General features: G+C 72.3%; 15 protein-coding genes. 7 read left to right on the top strand and 8 right to left on the bottom strand.

Features of this window, described 5'->3' with window-relative positions; genetic code table 11:
* Positions 1 to 72 precede the first annotated feature (72 nt).
* Complete coding sequence (gene thpR / locus ACIRQ7_RS04800) at positions 73 to 657, top strand: RNA 2',3'-cyclic phosphodiesterase (RefSeq protein ID WP_404259841.1); 585 nt, start codon at positions 73 to 75, stop codon at positions 655 to 657.
* A gap of 199 nt (positions 658 to 856) precedes the next feature.
* On the opposite strand, the gene ACIRQ7_RS04795 is transcribed toward thpR, so the two are convergent.
* Positions 857 to 1,855 (bottom strand): aldo/keto reductase, encoded by a 999-nt coding sequence (locus ACIRQ7_RS04795; protein ID WP_404259840.1) that lies wholly within the window; start codon positions 1,853 to 1,855, stop codon positions 857 to 859.
* Between the two features lie 155 nt (positions 1,856 to 2,010).
* Entirely contained in the window at positions 2,011 to 2,760 is a 750-nt protein-coding gene (locus ACIRQ7_RS04790; protein WP_404259838.1) for a GDSL-type esterase/lipase family protein, read from the bottom strand.
* Positions 2,761 to 2,850: 90 nt separating this feature from the next.
* On the opposite strand from ACIRQ7_RS04790, the gene ACIRQ7_RS04785 reads away from it, so the two are divergent.
* A complete protein-coding gene (locus ACIRQ7_RS04785; protein ID WP_404259837.1) occupies positions 2,851 to 3,843 on the top strand; it encodes a hypothetical protein in 993 nt (330 codons plus the stop codon).
* A 32-nt stretch (positions 3,844 to 3,875) separates the two neighbouring features.
* Here ACIRQ7_RS04785 and ACIRQ7_RS04780 read toward each other — a convergent pair whose 3' ends face one another.
* The 3 genes from ACIRQ7_RS04780 to ACIRQ7_RS04770 form a co-directional block, all read right to left on the bottom strand.
* Positions 3,876 to 4,316 (bottom strand): PPOX class F420-dependent oxidoreductase, encoded by a 441-nt coding sequence (locus ACIRQ7_RS04780; RefSeq protein WP_404259836.1) that lies wholly within the window; start codon positions 4,314 to 4,316, stop codon positions 3,876 to 3,878.
* Between the two features lie 198 nt (positions 4,317 to 4,514).
* Positions 4,515 to 5,633: a phosphoserine transaminase gene (gene serC, locus ACIRQ7_RS04775; RefSeq protein WP_404259834.1), complete on the bottom strand. Its 1,119-nt coding sequence runs from the start codon at positions 5,631 to 5,633 to the stop codon at positions 4,515 to 4,517.
* Positions 5,634 to 5,743: 110 nt separating this feature from the next.
* Positions 5,744 to 6,751, bottom strand: coding sequence for a helix-turn-helix transcriptional regulator (locus tag ACIRQ7_RS04770; RefSeq protein WP_404259832.1), 1,008 nt, complete (start codon positions 6,749 to 6,751; stop codon positions 5,744 to 5,746).
* Positions 6,752 to 6,824: 73 nt separating this feature from the next.
* Here ACIRQ7_RS04770 and ACIRQ7_RS04765 point away from each other — a divergent pair, with 73 nt between their 5' ends.
* Positions 6,825 to 8,258 (top strand): FAD-binding oxidoreductase, encoded by a 1,434-nt coding sequence (locus tag ACIRQ7_RS04765; RefSeq protein ID WP_404259830.1) that lies wholly within the window; start codon positions 6,825 to 6,827, stop codon positions 8,256 to 8,258.
* A gap of 186 nt (positions 8,259 to 8,444) precedes the next feature.
* Here ACIRQ7_RS04765 and ACIRQ7_RS04760 read toward each other — a convergent pair whose 3' ends face one another.
* Entirely contained in the window at positions 8,445 to 8,780 is a 336-nt protein-coding gene (locus tag ACIRQ7_RS04760; RefSeq protein ID WP_404259828.1) for a hypothetical protein, read from the bottom strand.
* 160 nt (positions 8,781 to 8,940) lie between these two features.
* Here ACIRQ7_RS04760 and ACIRQ7_RS04755 point away from each other — a divergent pair, with 160 nt between their 5' ends.
* The 3 genes from ACIRQ7_RS04755 to ACIRQ7_RS04745 all read left to right on the top strand — a co-directional run bounded on the left by ACIRQ7_RS04755 (position 8,941) and on the right by ACIRQ7_RS04745 (position 13,024).
* The gene (locus ACIRQ7_RS04755) at positions 8,941 to 9,771 is read left to right on the top strand and encodes a helix-turn-helix domain-containing protein (RefSeq protein ID WP_404259827.1); all 831 of its coding nucleotides are present in this window, start codon (positions 8,941 to 8,943) and stop codon (positions 9,769 to 9,771) included.
* A complete protein-coding gene (locus tag ACIRQ7_RS04750; protein WP_401461723.1) occupies positions 9,768 to 9,989 on the top strand; it encodes a DUF397 domain-containing protein in 222 nt (73 codons plus the stop codon). Before ACIRQ7_RS04755 ends, ACIRQ7_RS04750 begins: the two co-directional genes overlap by 4 nt.
* A 158-nt stretch (positions 9,990 to 10,147) precedes the next feature.
* Positions 10,148 to 13,024 carry an FAD-binding and (Fe-S)-binding domain-containing protein gene (locus tag ACIRQ7_RS04745; RefSeq protein ID WP_404259825.1) on the top strand — a complete coding sequence of 959 codons (2,877 nt, stop codon included), beginning with the start codon at positions 10,148 to 10,150 and terminating at the stop codon, positions 13,022 to 13,024.
* A gap of 65 nt (positions 13,025 to 13,089) precedes the next feature.
* Here the strand turns inward: ACIRQ7_RS04745 and ACIRQ7_RS04740 are convergent, their stop codons facing one another.
* Both ACIRQ7_RS04740 and ACIRQ7_RS04735 read right to left on the bottom strand, forming a co-directional pair.
* Positions 13,090 to 13,485, bottom strand: coding sequence for a hypothetical protein (locus ACIRQ7_RS04740; RefSeq protein ID WP_401461729.1), 396 nt, complete (start codon positions 13,483 to 13,485; stop codon positions 13,090 to 13,092).
* Between the two features lie 366 nt (positions 13,486 to 13,851).
* Positions 13,852 to 14,703 carry a LysR family transcriptional regulator gene (locus tag ACIRQ7_RS04735; RefSeq protein WP_404259823.1) on the bottom strand — a complete coding sequence of 284 codons (852 nt, stop codon included), beginning with the start codon at positions 14,701 to 14,703 and terminating at the stop codon, positions 13,852 to 13,854.
* Positions 14,704 to 14,919: 216 nt separating this feature from the next.
* Between ACIRQ7_RS04735 and ACIRQ7_RS04730 the strand changes: the two genes are divergently transcribed.
* On the top strand, positions 14,920 to 15,813 hold the full coding sequence (locus ACIRQ7_RS04730; RefSeq protein ID WP_404260120.1) for an EamA family transporter: 894 nt from the start codon (positions 14,920 to 14,922) through the stop codon (positions 15,811 to 15,813).
* Positions 15,814 to 15,928 lie beyond the last annotated feature (115 nt).

Genomic DNA, 15,928 nt, shown 5'->3' with positions numbered 1-15,928 from the left:
GCACGCGCCCCGGTGTCCCCGCGAAGGGCGCCGGGGCGCTGCCGTTCCCGGCCGCCGGGTGAGACTGTGCCCATGAGACTCTTCGCCGCGGTCCTGCCGCCCGCCCCCGCTGCCGATGAACTGGCCGATGAGGTAGTGCAGTTGAAGGACATCCCGGGCGCGGACCGGCTGCGCTGGACCGGCCGCGAAGGATGGCACTTCACGCTCGCCTTCTACGGCGAGGTGCCCGACGCGGTCCTTCCCGACCTGCACGAGCGGCTGGCGCGGGCGGCGCACCGGCGCTCCCCGTACGAGCTGCGGATCGTGCGCGGCGGGCGGTTCGCGGACCGGGTGGTGTGGGCGGGTGCCGAGGGCGGTCTGGCGGACATGCGCAAGCTGGCGGACTCGGCGGCGGCCGCGGGCCGCCGGGCCGGGGTGCCGATGGACGAGCATCGCGCGTACACCCCGCACCTCACCCTGGCCCGGAACCGCACCGGCGACCTGGACATCGCCCCGTTCGTCGCCGCGCTGGACGGTTTCGCGGGCACGCCCTGGACGGTCGGCGAGCTGGCGTTGGTCCGCAGCCACCCGCCGGTGGTGGGCGTCGCGGGCAAGCAGCCGCGGTACGAGACGGTGGCGGCCTGGCCCCTGGGACACGGGGCGGCCGGCGGTCACTGAACGGCCCGCCACCCGGTCGCTGAAACGTTCGGATACGGCCCGGTACCCTCAAGGGGTGGACCCCAAAACCCGTAACCGGATCATGTCCGGTCTTCTCGCCGTGCTGCTCATCGTCGTGGTCGTGGCGGCCGCCCTGCGCTGACCGTGTGCGGGGCCCGGCGTCCGGCGCCCGACCGGGTACGGACGGGCGCCGGAGGGCTCACCAGGCGAATGCCTCCGGCGCGGGCCCCGGCCCCGGAAAGATCTCGTCCAGAGAGGCCAGCAGCTCCGTCGGCAGCTCCACCTCGACGGCGCGCAGCGCGGAGGCGAGCTGATCGGTGGTGCGCGGGCCGACGATCGGCCCGGTCACCCCGCGCCGGGTGAGCAGCCAGGCCAGCGCCGCCTCGCCCGGCTCCAGACCGTGCTTGTCGAGCAGGTCCTCGTACGCCTGGATCTGCGCACGGGTCGTCGGATCGGCCAGCGCGTCGGCGGCCCGCCCGGAGGCCGAACGCCCGCCGCCGCCCTCCCGCTCCTTGCGGAGGGCGCCGCCGAGCAGCCCGCCCTGCAGCGGCGACCAGGGGATGACGCCCAGGCCGTAGCCCTCGGCGGCCGGGATGACCTCCATCTCGGCGCGCCGCTCGGCGAGGTTGTAGAGGCACTGCTCGCTGACCAGGCCCAGCGAACCGCGGCGCGCGGCCGTCTCGTTGGCGCGGGCGATGTGCCAGCCGGCGTGGTTGGAGGAACCGGCGTAGAGGATCTTGCCCTGCTGGACGAGGACGTCCACGGCCTGCCAGATCTCGTCCCAGGGGGTGTCCCGGTCGACGTGGTGGAACTGGTAGAGATCGATGTGGTCGGTGCGCAGCCGCTTCAGGCTGGCGTCGACCGCGCGGCGGATGTTGAGCGCCGAGAGCTTGTCGTGGTTGGGCCAGGGCGGCCCGCCGTCAGTGGCCATGTTGGCGTAGACCTTGGTGGCCAGCACGGTCTTGTCGCGCCGGTCGCCGCCCTTGGCGAACCACGAGCCGAGGATCTCTTCCGTGCGGCCCTTGTTCTCGTCCCATCCGTAGACGTTCGCGGTGTCGAAGAAGTTGACGCCCGCGCCGAGTGCGGCGTCCATGATGCTGTGGCTGTCGGCCTCGCTCGTCTGGGGCCCGAAGTTCATTGTCCCGAGGACGAGTCGGCTGACCTTGAGTCCGGTGCGTCCGAGCTGCGTGTACTTCATGCCACTCAGCCAACGCCTTGGAGTGCGCTCGAATCAAGGCCGGGCGCGGTGCGTCGCCCGCGGGTGCCTCTGCTGCCACGGTCGCGCCGCCCGGTCCGGGCCGGCGCACCCGAAGGGCCGTCAGCGCGGGAGGGGCGGTGGCCGGGGCGCCGTTTTCAGTGGGCGGCGGCCGGGACCCCGTAGGCCGCCTCGTCCGCGCTCGCCTCCGGCCCGCGTGTCCCGTCGGGTGCCGCGTACCGGCCGCCCACGCCCCACGCCTGATGCATCGCCTCGGCGAACGCGCCCGCGAGAAGGTGCTCCCCGGCCGGTGAGGGGTGCGTCCCGTCGTATGTCGCGTCGTCGATCCGCCATCCGGCCGGCTCGGAGGCCAGCAGCAACGGGGAGGCGGGCGTGGAGAGGTCCGCGACGGTCTTGGCCAGGAGTGCGTTGAAGCGCTCGCACTCCGCGCCGAACGCGGCGTCCGCCGCGGCCCGCACGTTGGGTATGACGGGCATCAGCACGGCCCGTATGCGCGGGTCGGCCTCCCGGGCGCCGGCCACGAAGCGCCGGACGTTCTCCGCGGTCTGCCCGGCGTTCGTGTAGAAGCCGAGGTCGATCAGGCCGAGCGAGACCAGCAGGGTGTCGGCGCGGTGGCGGCGTACGGCGTCACCGATCAGCGGCACCATGTGCAGCCAGCCCTCGCCCCAGCCGGCCAGATGCCGGCGGGCCGGCGCGGGGAAGTCCGGATCGCCGTAGTCGTGCGAGGTGGGGGCGTCCGCGAGGGTGTCATGGAGCGCGTCGCGCGGTCCGACGATGCGGCAGGGGGCACCCGAAGTCGCGTTCAGGTGCTGCCACATGCGGTAGCGCCACGTGTAGTCGCCGGTGTGTCCAATGGTCATCGAGTCACCGACGAACATGATCCTCATCCGGCCATGATGGCCGACAACCCCTACCGCCCGGTACGTGACGCTGGACACCCCGGCACGCCGGGCGCGCGGGGATGGCAGTCTGTGCCCATGCGTTCGCTTCTGTACGCGGCCGGTGCCGCGGGGATCCTGCTGTGTGCGGTGGCCACTCCGGCCGTGGCCGACGAGCCCGACAGCTTCACCATCGGCGATTCCCGGATCACCGAGTCCAGCGGTCTGGCCGCCAGCCGGGCGCACCCGGGCATCTACTGGACCCACAACGACAGTGACGACGGCCCCTACCTCTACGCCGTCGACGGCAGGACGGGTCGCACCGTCGCCCGGATCACACTGCGCGGCATCGGTGCGCCGCGCGATGTCGAGGCGATCTCGATCGGCCCGGACGGCGACATCTACGTCGGTGACATCGGCGACAACCTCGGCGGCACGTGGGACCACGTATGGATCTACCGCTTCCCCGAACCGAAGCAGCTGCGCGACGCCACCGTCACCGCCACCCAGTTCGACGTGAAGTACGCCGAGGGCGCGCGGGACGCGGAGGCGCTGATGGTGCATCCCAAGACCGGCCGGGTCTACATCGCCAGCAAGAAGCAGGACGGCGGCGGCGCGCTCTTCGCGGGCCCGCGGCGGCTCAGTACGTCCGGCACCAATGTCTTCCGCAAGGTCGGGCCGATCGATGTGTGGGTCACGGACGGCGCGTTCTCCCCGGACGGCACCCGGCTGGTGATGCGCAGCTACTTCGGGGCCCGGATGTACCGCTGGCAGCACGACAAGCCGAAGGACGACATCGGCAGCGTGGGCGTACCGATCCAGCAGCAGGGCGAATCGGTCACCTTCACTCCCGACGGCCGGACGCTGATGTACGGCTCGGAGGGCGACCACAGCGAGGTCAAGCCGGTGGGTCTGAGCGGCGACCAGCTGCCGGAGTCGGCGAAGGAGGGCGGGGACCAGGACTCCGGCGCCAACGGCGATACGGGCAAGGGGAGTCCGGACCTGGACCCGGCGTTCGTCAAGGGCGCGCTGGTCTTCATCGCGGGGACGGTCCTGGTCGTCGCGCTCCGCAGGCTGTTCCGCCGCCGGTAGCCGCCCGGACGGACCCTGGGAGCGTGCCTGCCCTAGGGGGTGCCGTCCGCCTCCGTGTCCGCGGCGGGGCCCGCTCCCTCGATGAGCCGCAGTTCGTAGTGCAGCGTCCGGTCCCGCTTCAGGCGGTGCGCCAGCGGCACGAACAGCCCGTGGATCAGCGGGTACTTACGGGTCAGCGACCGCTCGGCCCGGCGGTACTCGCGGGTCTGCGGATCGAGCAGCCGGGCCCGCGCCTTGACGGTGGTCCCGGTCGGCTTGCCGCGCCACGTCGAGGGGCAGATCTCCACCTCCGGGAAGTTCCGCATCCGCTTCGCCTTCCAGGCGGTGCCGTACGTCCGGATGTAGGCGTGATCGCCGTCGACCGCGATGTTGATCGGTGTGCCGACGCCGGTGCCGTCCCGTTTGTACGTCGTGAGCAGGATCGCCCCCTGGCGTACGAAGGGGGCGAGGCCGGGGATCGGGGGAATCGTCATGCCTTCCATACAGGCATATACCGCCCGGTTCGTCACCCGGTGGCGCGTCCGTTCGGGCGTGCGGGCGCGGCGGCGCGGACCTGGTGGCACGGACCCCGTGGCGGGGGAGCGAGCGGCAGCGGGAGACGGCACAGGCCCCGGCGGTCGCCCGCCGGGGCCTGTGTGGTGCCGATGCCGGGAGCGCCGGCGCGGCCTGCCTCAGAGCTTCTCGATGACGTGGTCGATGCAGGCCGTCAGGGCCTCGACGTCCGCCGGGTCGATCGCCGGGAACATCGCGACGCGCAGCTGGTTGCGGCCGAGCTTGCGGTAGGGCTCGGTGTCGACGATGCCGTTGGCGCGCAGTGCCTTGGCGACGGCGGTCGCGTCGATCTCGTCGTCGAAGTCGATCGTGCCGATGACCTGCGAGCGCTTCGCGGGGTCGGTGACGAAGGGGGTGGCGTACTTGGAGTCCTCGGCCCAGCCGTACAGGGTGCGGGCGGAGGTGGCGGTGCGGCGGACCGCCCAGTCCAGGCCGCCCTGGCCGTTGAGCCACTCCAGCTGCTCGTTGAGCAGGAAGAGGGTGGAGAGGGCCGGGGTGTTGTACGTCTGGTTCTTGAGGGAGTTGTCGATCGCGGTGGGCAGCGAGAAGAACTCCGGGATGTGCCGGCCGGACTCGTGGATGCTCTTGGCGCGCTCCAGGGCGGCCGGGGAGAAGGCCGCCAGCCACAGGCCGCCGTCGGAGGCGAAGGACTTCTGCGGGGCGAAGTAGTAGACGTCGGTCTCGGCGATGTCCACCGGCAGGCCGCCGGCGCCGGAGGTGGCGTCGACCAGCACCAGGGAGCCGGGGTCGGCGCCCTCGACGCGCCGGATCGGGGCCGCGACGCCCGTCGAGGTCTCGTTGTGGGTGAAGGCGTAGACGTCCACGCCCTTCTCCGCCTTCGGATCCGGGTGGGTGCCCGGGTCGGAGGAGATGACCGTGGGCTCCTTGAGCCAGGGCGCGAGCTTCGCGGCCTTGGCGAACTTCGAGGAGAACTCACCGAAGGACAGGTGCTGGGACTTGCGCTCGATCAGGCCGTGGGTCGCGATGTCCCAGAAGGCGGTGGAGCCGCCGTTGCCGAGGACGACCTCGTAGCCCTCGGGGAGCTGGAACAGGTCGCGCACGCCGTCGCGCACCTTGCCGACCAGGTTCTTGACCGGCGCCTGGCGGTGGGACGTGCCGAGAAGGGAGGTACCGGTGGCGGCGAGGGCGCCGAGCGCCTCCGTACGCACCTTGGAGGGGCCCGCGCCGAAGCGTCCGTCGGCGGGCTTGATGTCAGCGGGAATCTGGATATCAGCCACGGGGGAAGCCTAATCCGTCGCGGCCGGGCCTCCGGCAGTGCGTCCACCGGATGAGATGGCGCCCGCACCGTCCATGAGACGCCCCCGGCGGCCGCCTCCGCCGCCCGAAGTCAGCCGGACGGGCCCCGGCCGGTGCCGTCGGCGGCATAGAGGGCGCTGACGTCCGCCGCGGCGTCGGCCAGCACCCGGCGGGCCTCCGGAGGGTCGAGCACCTCCACAAAGTCGCCGAACTGGAGCAGCTGGCGGACGGCGCGGAGGACCGGATACGCCAGCTCGACGGTGGTCCAGCCGGCGGCGGGCGGCTCGTCGGCCGTCACCGGCGGGCCGGTCAGCGCCGGGCCGAGGATGCGCAGGGCCAGGTCCAGCCGGTCCTGGTGGATCCGGGCACGCACCCGCACCCCGTCGGGGCGCCGCTCCACATCGCGCCGCAGCAGCTGCCACACCTCGGCCGGCTCCACGCCCGCGCGCCGCCGCACCGGGACGTCGGTGACGGCCGCCGCCGCGATCCGGTCGGCGCGGAAGAGCTGCGGCTTGCCGCGCCGGTCCGCGATGAGGTACCAGATGCCGGCCTTCATCACGAGCCCGTAGGGATCGACGGTGTACGTCCGCAGCCGGGTCTCGCCGCTGTGGCGGTAGCGGATCCGCAGCCGGAGATCGGCGAAGACCGCGGTGTGCAGGGTGCCGAGGTCCGCCACCGGGGCGTCGTCGGACGGGGGGCGGGCCATCCAGCGGTCGGGGTCGACGAGGATGCGGCGGCCCGCCTGCTCCGCGGCCGGCCGGTGCGGGGCGGGCAGCGCCGCCATCACCTTGCGCAGTGCGGAGCCCAGCGCGTCGTCGAGTCCCAGGGCGGTGTGCGCGCCCTGCGCGGCCAGGATGAACAGGGCGCGGGCCTCGTCGGTGGTCATCCCCGTCACGTCCGTACGGAAGCCGGGCAGCAGCGCGATGCCGCCGTGCCGGCCGCGTTCGGCGTAGACCGGGACGCCGGCGGCCGACAGTGACTCGATGTCGCGGTAGACGGTGCGGCGCGAGACCTCCAGCCGCTCTGCCAGTTCACCGGCGGGGACCCGGCCGCGGGTCTGGAGCAGCAGCAGGATGGCGAGGAGACGGTCGGACTTCACAGCCGAAAGCTATCCGCGACGGCCGTTTTATACATGACGGCAGCTGTCAACTTATCGGGGCAGAGTGCGCGGCATGGAGATCAACGAGCACCACCGCCACACCGGCCGAGCCGCCGGCCCCGAGCTCGCCGCCGGTGCGCTCGCCGCCCTCACCCGCCGCGTCGGAGGCCCCGTCCTCGTCCCCGGTGACGAGGGCTACGACGGGGAGCGCTCCGGCTTCCAGGTGGCGTACCGGCACCGGCCGGCCGTCATCGTCGGGGCCCGGAGCGCCGCCGATGTGGCCGCCGCCGTCGGCTTCGCGGGCGCGCAGGGCCTGCCGGTCGCGGTCCAGGCGACCGGGCACGGGCTGTCCGCGGCCACCGACGGCGGGTTGCTGATCAGCACCCGGCGGATGGCCGGGGTGCGGGTGGACGCGGCGGCGGGCCTCGCGAGGGCCGAGGCGGGCGCCGTCTGGGGCCAGGTCGTCGAGGCGGCGGCGCCGCACGGCCTCGCCCCGCTCAACGGCTCCTCGCCGGGCGTCGGCGTCATTTCGTACACCCTCGGCGGCGGCGTGGGCATCCTGGCCCGGACCTTCGGCTTCGCCGCCGACCTGGTCCGTTCCGTCGACCTCGTCACCGCCGACGGCCGGCAGCGGCACGTCACCGCCGCGCGCGACCCCGGGCTGTTCGGCGCGCTGCTCGGCGGCGGGCACGGTCTCGGTGTGGTGACCGCGATGGAGTTCGGCCTGGTGCCGGTGGCGCGGCTGTACGGAGGGCAGCTGGTGTTCGGCGAGGACCGGATCGACGAGGCGCTCGCGGCGTATCTGCGCTGGACCGAAACCGTCCCCGACACCCTGACGTCGTCCCTCGCGCTGATCGCCTACCCCGACATCCCGCAGCTGCCGGAGTCGCTGCGCGGCCGCCATCTCGCGCAGATCCGGATCGCGTACACGGGCGGCGCCGAGGAGGGCGAGCGGCTGGTGGCGCCGCTGCGGGCGGTCGGCCCCCGGGTCGGCGACGACCTGCGCGAGATGCCGTACGCCGAGTCGCCCACCATCCACCAGGACCCGAGCGACCCGCACGCCTATAACGGCGACAACGCCCTGCTCAGCGGCCTGGACGCGGACGCGCTGCGGCAGGTGGCCGCGCTGGCCGGCCCGGCGGCGCCGGTGATGTGCGTGGTCCAGCTCAACCACCTGGGCGGTGCGCTCGCCGCCCCGTCCGCCACCGGCTCGGTCGGCCACCGCGACGCCCGCTTCGCGCTGCGGCTGCTCTCGCCCCTGCAGGGCGCGGACCTGGAGACCGCACGCGAGGTGCACGCCAAGGCGCTCGCGGCCGTCGCGCCGTGGTGGCTGGGCCGCAGCGTGAACTTCCTGTTCGGCGCGCACGGGGAACGGGCGGACGCGGCGGAGGTGGCGCGCAGTGTGCACGGCGGCGCGCTGCGCCGGAGGCTGGACCGGGTCAAGGCCGCGCACGACCCCGAGAACCTGTTCCGGTTCCATCCGCTCGCGGGCGGGTCGTCCGACTAGCACACCGACCGGGAAGGCTCGCCCCTCCACCGCGTCGGATGCACTGCGCCCATCCAACCCCGCTCCCGCTCCACAAACGCGACGACCGCCCCGGCGAGCCTTCCCGAGCCGGAGCGAAGGCCGTGGCCGGCACGGTCCGCACGGACGGCGCGATGGTGGCCGCTCCGCCCCCGGTGGGTGATGACGTCACCCGAAAGCCTCCGCGGGAAGCTGTGGGCCGCCGTCGCCCTCGTCGTCGGGGTGGGGCAGGCGCGCGCCCTGGCTCTCGGCGACCCGGTGCACGTCGGCGAGCGACTCGGTCAACTGGACTGCCAGTAAGTGGAGTTCACCGGAGGTCCAGGTGCGCTCACCCAGAACGCGCCACGCTTCCTCGATGAGTTCGGCGGCCAGACAGAGCTGCGCCTCCTCCATGGTGTCGGCGATGCGGGATACGTAGCCGGTGCCGTCACCCACAAGCAGGCACGGTTTGCCGTCCGGGCTCGTCCACGGCAGGAGTCGCGCGGTCTCTGTTGTGTCAGCCATGTCGTCTGCCTCCGAGGGTCTTCTCCGGTGACCGGAGGTAGTCATTCGGTCACGGCGACAACGCAACGGGCAATAGAATCGAGGTGATTGAACCGGCAGTGTTCAACCTCGTGACCTGCCGCGATGTCGCCGTACGCTCACATGACGAGAGGTCAAAGCGTTGGACGAGACGACCCCACCCGAGCACTTGAATCCGCTCCAGCGCTTCGGCCGTGACGTGAGACAGGTGCGTCTGGCCCGCAAGCTGACTCAGAAGCATCTGGGCAGGGCCACGGGCTACACCAATGGCTACGTCAGCAAGGTCGAGTCCGGGACGCTGCTGCCCAGGCCCAGCCCGAAATTCGCGAAGGGCTGCGACACCGTGTTTGGGACAGGCGAGTTATTTGCGGGGTTGTTGCGGAGGATCGAGGAGGGGGACCACCCGAGTTGGTTCTTTCCGTACCTCAACCTGGAGCGGAAGGCCTCGCGGATACTGGACTACTCGGCGAGTCTCGTGATGGGCATCCTCCAGACGGAGGCCTACGCGCAGGCGGTGTTCCGAGCATCGCACCCCCGTGAAGACGCGGCCCTGATCGAAGGCAGGGTTGCCGCCCGCTTGCGCCGTCGTGAGCTCTTCGAGCTGGATGATCCCCCGCTCCTGTGGGTCATCCTTCATGAGGCGTGTCTGCGAACGGTCGTAGGCGACGCTGAAATCATGGCAGGACAGCTTGGCTACCTGCTCACGGCCGCTGCCTCACCGCATATCGACCTCCAAGTGCTGCCGTTCTCCGCAGGAGCCCCGGGGGCGCATACGAGGCCGTTCACCTTGCTGACCTTCGAGAAGTCTCCGACTGTGCTTTATGCCGATGGTCCGCAAGGCGGCAAGGTGTATGACTCGTCCGCGACAACTGCGTTGCACCTCGACAGCTACGATCGGCTGAGGGCGCACGCGTTGTCTCCCGGTGAATCGCTGGCCCTCATCAAGTCCCTGATGAAGGAGTACAGATCATGAGCGCTGACTGCGATCTCGCCAGATATGAGTGGGTCAAGTCGTCCTACAGCGATGGCGACGGCGGCCAATGCGTCGAGTTCTCCCGCTCCCTGACCCGCCCCCACGGCCTCGTCCCCGTCCGTGACAGCAAGGACCCGAGCGGCCCGGCGCTGGTCTTCCCCGCCGGTGGGTGGGCCTCCTTCGTTTCGGCCGTCAAGGGCGGGCAGTTCTCCGCTTGATCTCCGTCTGACCCGCGCCGCCACCAGCCACAACGCGTCCGGCCCCCGTGATCCCTGTGATCGGGGGCCGTCGTCGTGGGAGACCACGTGCGACATCTGTGGACATCCATCAGTCGTGCCGGGGGCCATGACTGCGTCTGAGTGGGCAGGCTGGGGGCATGGCTGATCGCACGGAGATGGAGAAGCGGGACCTGGAGAAGGAGTTGACGGCCGCGGTGCGGGGGGAGGTCTCGTTCACCGCGGCCGACCGGGCACTGATGACGATGGACGCGTCCAATTACCGGCGGGTACCCAGAGCCGTGGTCGCGCCGCACGACGCGGACGATGTCGCGGCGGCGCTGCGGGTGTGCCGCGAGCACGGCGTGCCGGTGGTGCCGCGCGGCGCCGGGACGAGCATCGCGGGGCAGGCCACCGGCGTGGGCGTGGTGCTGGACTTCACCCGGCACATGCGGCGCATCGTGTCACTGGACCCCGAGGCCCGTACCGCCGTCGTCCAGCCCGGCGTGGTGCTGGACGAGCTGCGGGCGGCGGCCGGCACCCATGGCCTGACCTTCGGCCCCGACCCGTCCACCCACAGCCGCTGCACCCTCGGCGGCATGATCGGCAACAACTCCTGCGGCTCGCACTCCGTGGCCTGGGGCACCACCGCCGACAGCGTGCACGAACTGGAGCTGCTGACGTACGGCGGCGAGCCGGTGCGGGCCGGGCGCGGCACGGACGCCGGCGGGGCGCCCACCGGACTGCCGCCGCGGCTGCGGGACGGCGTCAAGGCCCTGGTGGACGGAGAGTTGGCGCTGCTGCGCACCGGCTACCCCGACCTGCCGCGGCGGATCTCCGGCTATGCGCTGGACACGCTGCTGCCCGAGCGCGGCACGGACCTGGCGCGGGCGCTCACCGGCAGCGAGGGCACCCTCGGGGTGCTGACCGAGGCGACCGTACGTCTCGTGCGGACACCCGCGGCGCGGGCGCTCGCGGTGCTCGGCTACCCCGACGAGAGCGCGGCGGCCGAGGCCGCGCACACCCTGCTGCCGCACGGCCCGATGACCGTCGAGGGGATGGCCGCCGACCTGGTGGGCAGCGCGGCCGGGCTGCCCAAGGGCGGCGCCTGGCTGTTCGTGGAGATGGGCGGCACGAGCCGGAGCGAGGCCGCGGCGAAGGCCGAGGCGCTGTGCCGGGCCGCGGCGGCCGACGGTTCCACCGACCACACCGTCGTCACCGACCCGGCCGGGCAGCGCGCCCTGTGGCGGGTGCGGGAGGACGCCTCCGGTACGGCGACGCGGATGCCGGACGGCAGCGAGGCCTGGCCCGGCTGGGAGGACTGCGCGGTGCCGCCCGCCCGCCTCGGCCCGTATCTGCGCGACTTCCGCGCGCTGCTCGGCGAACACGGGCTGCGCGGCACGCCCTACGGCCACTTCGGCGACGGCTGCATCCACGTCCGGATCGACTTCGACCTGCTGACCCCGGCAGGCATCCGGCGGTTCCGTGAATTCTCCTACGACCTCGGTGAGTTGGTCGTGGCACACGGCGGCTCGCTCTCCGGTGAGCACGGCGACGGGCAGGCCCGCGCCGAACTCCTGCCGAAGATGTACGGACCCGAACTCGTCGGCCTCTTCGGCAAGTTCAAGGACCTCTGGGACCCGGCCGCCGGTCTGAACCCCGGCATGCTGGTACGGCCCGCACGGCTCGACGAGAACCTGCGCTTCGACGTCCTGCCCCGGCAGCCCGTCCCGGTGGAATTCGTCTACCCGCACGACAACGGCGACTTCTCCGCGGCCGTACGGCGCTGCGTGGGCGTCGCCAAATGCCGCAACCCCGCGACCGGTTCGGCCTCGCCGGACGTCATGTGCCCCTCCTTCCGCGCCACCGGCGAGGAGCAGCACTCGACCCGCGGGCGCGCCCGGCTGCTGCACGAGATGCTCGCCGGTGACGTGATCACCGACGGCTGGCGCTCCGAAGAGGTGCGCGACGCCCTCGACCTGTGCCTGTCCTGCAAGGGCTGCCGCAGCGACTGCCCGGTCGGCGTCGACATGGCCACCTACAAAGCGGAATTCCTGCACCACCACTACAAGGGCCGGCTGCGCCCCGCCTCCCACTACGCCATGGGCCGGCTCCCGCAGTGGCTGCGCGCGGCCGCCCCGGCCGCGCCCCTGCTCAACGCTCTCGCGCGCACTCCCCTCGGCGCGCTCGGCAAGCGGCTCGGCGGCATCGCGCCGGAGCGGGAGATCCCGCACCTGGCGACGGAGCCGTTCACCCGGTGGTTCGCCAAGCGGGTGCGGGACCGTACGGCCGGGAAGGCGCAGGTCTTCCCCAACGGCAGGGTCGTCACCCTCTGGCCCGACACCTTCACCACCTACCTCTCCCCGTCCGTCGGACAGGCCGCGGTGCGGGTGCTGGAGGCCGCCGGGCAGCAGGTCGCGATGCCCGGACCCGGCGTGTGCTGCGGGCTGACGTGGGTGTCCACCGGGCAGCTCGACGGCGCACGCAAGGTGATGCGCCGTACCCTGGACCGGATGGAGAAGTCGCTCGGTCTGCCGCTCGTCGTCCTGGAGCCGAGCTGCGCCGCCACCCTCCGCACCGACCTCCCGGAACTGCTGCCCGACGACCCGAGGGCCGCTCAACTCGCCGCGTCCGTCCGGACGTTCGCAGAAGTCCTGGAGGAGCGGGCGCCGGACTGGCAGCCACCGCGCGTCGACCGCCCGGTCGTCGGCCAGACGCACTGCCACCAGCACGCCGTCCTCGGTGACGCGGCGGACCGGCGACTGCGCGAACGGGCGGGTATGACAGGGGAGTTGAGCGGAGGCTGCTGCGGCCTGGCCGGGAACTTCGGCTTCGAGGACGGCCACTACGACGTGTCCGTGGCCTGCGCCGAGGAGCAGCTGCTGCCGTCCGTACGGAGTTCACCCGCCGATGCCGAGGTCCTCGCCGACGGCTTCTCCTGCCGCACCCAGCTCGCCCAGCTCGGCGACCGTCCGGGCAGGCATCTGGCCGAGGTGCTGGCGGAGGCGCTCGGGGAGGAGCCGGCCGGCGGGCAGTGAGGCGTCGGCCTCCGGGCAACGACGAGGCGCCGGCCCCCACCGGGAGCCGGCGCCTCACCTGTGCCTCAACTACGGGCGAGGAGAACCGAGTTGTAAGGCGTGTAGTTGTAGTCGGCGTACGTGCCGGCGCGCTGGGCCCCCTGGCAGCCGGTGCCGTTGGAGCCGGTGCAGTTGCGGGCGATGGCGCCACCGGTCTGGTTGTTGAAGAACCGCTTGGTGCCGTACTGGCCGCTGATGTTGTGGGCGCCGTAGGTGGTCCACTTGTAGATGGGCCGGTCGCCGTTCCAGCTGCCGTTCGGGTAGAGGCAGACGTACCCGGAAGGGCATCCGTGGGACGCGGCGGCGGTGTGCGCCTGTGCCTGCGCGGGAGCGGCGCCCGCGCCGATCGACAGCAGTGCGCCGCCGAGGAGTGCGGCGGTGGTCGCCGCCGCCTTCTTGGCGGTGAATCGAAGATTGCGCATAAAGCATTTCCCCCTGTTGTTGACGCCCACTCCGCATTCTTTCGGTCCCGGGTGGGCCGTTTTCCAGGTCTACTTTCATGAGTGCGGAATTGTCTGTCAACGGGACGCGGGAACTCCGTTTGTGCGGGGGCGCTCCCACTATTCACGGAATAGATAACTCCGCAGGTCAGAGGGCCTGTTCTGAGAATTCGCGCCGGAAAGGAATCCGACTCGACCTTTGGCCATGGTTCAAGTGGTATGAGAATCTAAAACGAGTGCGTGAGGCCCTTCGCGCCCGGTCCTGCCTCCTTGCCGAAGGAGGTCGGGTGGGTGTGCGGAATGCGGGTGAGCGGCGCGAATTTCCTCGTCGGGCTCCCCGTGTTCGATTCACCTGATGACCTCGTGCGCCAAGGCGATCAGGTCCGGGATGCGCGGGTGGCCGGGGCCGTCGCGCCAGGCGAGCACCACGGGGACGGCCGGGGCGTCGGTCAGCGGGATGTACGCCATCGCCGGGTGCGGGTGCATACCGGCGGTCGCGGAGGTGGTGACGCCCACCGCCCGGCCGCCGGTGATCGCGGCCAGCCAGTCGTCGGTGTTGCCGATCGTGATCGTGGTGACCGGCCGGTCCGTGTGCGGCCAGAGGTCGAGCGTGGTGGTGCCGGAGACGGTGTTCAGCGCGATGGTGCGGTCCGAGAGTTCGGCGAGGGTGAGCGTTTCGCGCCCGGCGAGCGGGTCGTCGGCCGGCAGGCCCGCCACCCGCGGTTCGGTGGTGAGCTGCTCGGTGAGCAGACCCGGGGCGCGTACCTCGCCGCGCAGCAGGGCCGCGTCGACATCGCCACGGGCCAGGCCGGCCGTACGGTCGTCGACCCGCAGGAGTTCGAGGGGCGTCTCGGGGTGTTCCTCGTGCCAGCGGCGGAGCAGGTCCGTGGTGAAGCGGCCGGCCGCCGACCAGGCGTGGCCCAGTCGCAGCGGCCAGGTGCCGCGGTGGCCGTGGGCGAGCGCCCGGTCGAAGGCGGTCACCGCGATGGTGGCCTGATCGCGGAAGGTGAGCCCGTCGGGGGTGAGGGCCAGGTGATGGGTGGAGCGGTCGACGAGCCGGACGCCCAGCTCCTGCTCCAGCTGGCGCAGGGTGCGGGAGACGGCCGGCTGGGTCAGATGCAGGCGCTCGGCGGCGCGGGTGACGCTGAGGGTGTCGGCGATGGCGAGAAAGCAGCGGAAATGACGCAGCTCGATGCTCATGCGTGCGGAGCATAACAACAGGGGAAACGGCATTTCACGGACCGGAAGGCCGGGTCTTAGCGTGGGGATGTGAACCCTTCGCCTGCCAACTCCGATGGCCCGATTTCGGCCAGTTCCGCACCCGCCGCCCCGACGGCCGGCGCCACCGCCGCGTCCCCCGCGGACCCGTCCGCCGACGCGGGGATACCCCAGCCCGTACCGGCCTCGCCCGAGGTGATGACGGCCGAGGCCGAGGCCGCGCGGGGAGGCGGGTCGGCCGGGGCGCGCGGGCGGCTCGGGTCGGTCGCGCTGGTGATCGGCGGCATCGTCTCACTGCAGTTCGGCTCGTCGGTGGCGGTGCTGCTCTTCCCGCGGGCCGGTGCGCTGGGCGTGGTCACGCTGCGGCTGGTCGCCGCCTCGCTGGTGCTGCTGCTCGTCTGCCGTCCCAAGCTGCGCGGCCACTCCCGCGGTGACTGGGCCACGGTGCTCGCCTTCGGCGTCGCCCTGGCCGGTATGAACTCCCTCTTCTACCAGGCCATCGACCGCATCCCCCTGGGCGCCGCGGTCACCCTGGAGTTCCTCGGGCCGCTGATCCTTTCGGTGGCGACGTCGCGGCGGGTGCTGAGCCTGGTGTGGGCGGCGCTGGCGCTCGGTGGCGTGGTGCTGCTGGGGCGCGAGGGCTTCGACGGACTGAACGTCGCCGGTGCGGGCTTCGCGCTGGCGGCCGGTGCGCTGTGGGCCGCGTACATCCTGCTCTCCGCGCGTACGGGCCAGCGGTTCCCGCAGGCGGACGGGCTCGCGCTGGCGATGACCGTCGCCGCGCTGCTGAGCCTGCCGCTCGGCATCGCCAGTGCCGGCGGCGCCCTGCTGAATCCGGTCACCCTGGGGCTCGGCGCCGCCGTCGCCCTGATGTCCTCGGTGCTGCCCTACACCCTGGAACTCCTCGCCCTGCGCAAGCTCCCGGCCTCCGGCTTCGCCGTCATGATGAGCCTGGAGCCGGCCGCGGCGGCCACCGCCGGATTCCTCGTCCTGCACCAGGCCCTGGGCTGGGCCGAGATCCTGGCCATCGGCCTGGTCGTCGTCGCCAGCGTGGGCGCGGTGCGCAGCGCGGGGTCGGGGTCGCACGGCTGAGGTGTGTGCCCGGGACGGGTGGGCCCGGGGCAGATGGATGAGGGGCGGCGTGCGCGGGGCGCCGCCCCTTTCTGATGCCGCTCCCCCGGGCGGCCCCGGGGGAGAAGATCATGCA

It is taken from the genome of Streptomyces sp. NPDC101393 (genome assembly GCF_044767385.1).
GTDB lineage: Bacteria > Actinomycetota > Actinomycetes > Streptomycetales > Streptomycetaceae > Streptomyces.
The sequence above is the reverse complement of the archived record's forward strand: the minus strand, read 5'-3'. Positions and strand labels throughout refer to the sequence as shown.

Bases quoted from the DNA above. Each gene is read 5' to 3' on its own strand.
- thpR (WP_404259841.1), top strand. From the start codon at position 73: ATGAGACTCTTCGCCGCGGTCCTGCCGCCCGCCCCCGCTGCCGATGAA.
- ACIRQ7_RS04795 (WP_404259840.1), bottom strand. From the start codon at position 1,855: ATGAAGTACACGCAGCTCGGACGCACCGGACTCAAGGTCAGCCGACTC.
- ACIRQ7_RS04790 (WP_404259838.1), bottom strand. From the start codon at position 2,760: ATGAGGATCATGTTCGTCGGTGACTCGATGACCATTGGACACACCGGC.
- ACIRQ7_RS04785 (WP_404259837.1), top strand. From the start codon at position 2,851: ATGCGTTCGCTTCTGTACGCGGCCGGTGCCGCGGGGATCCTGCTGTGT.
- ACIRQ7_RS04780 (WP_404259836.1), bottom strand. From the start codon at position 4,316: ATGACGATTCCCCCGATCCCCGGCCTCGCCCCCTTCGTACGCCAGGGG.
- ACIRQ7_RS04765 (WP_404259830.1), top strand. From the start codon at position 6,825: ATGGAGATCAACGAGCACCACCGCCACACCGGCCGAGCCGCCGGCCCC.
- ACIRQ7_RS04760 (WP_404259828.1), bottom strand. From the start codon at position 8,780: ATGGCTGACACAACAGAGACCGCGCGACTCCTGCCGTGGACGAGCCCG.
- ACIRQ7_RS04750 (WP_401461723.1), top strand. From the start codon at position 9,768: ATGAGCGCTGACTGCGATCTCGCCAGATATGAGTGGGTCAAGTCGTCC.
- ACIRQ7_RS04745 (WP_404259825.1), top strand. From the start codon at position 10,148: ATGGCTGATCGCACGGAGATGGAGAAGCGGGACCTGGAGAAGGAGTTG.
- ACIRQ7_RS04740 (WP_401461729.1), bottom strand. From the start codon at position 13,485: ATGCGCAATCTTCGATTCACCGCCAAGAAGGCGGCGGCGACCACCGCC.
- ACIRQ7_RS04735 (WP_404259823.1), bottom strand. From the start codon at position 14,703: ATGAGCATCGAGCTGCGTCATTTCCGCTGCTTTCTCGCCATCGCCGAC.
- ACIRQ7_RS04730 (WP_404260120.1), top strand. From the start codon at position 14,920: ATGACGGCCGAGGCCGAGGCCGCGCGGGGAGGCGGGTCGGCCGGGGCG.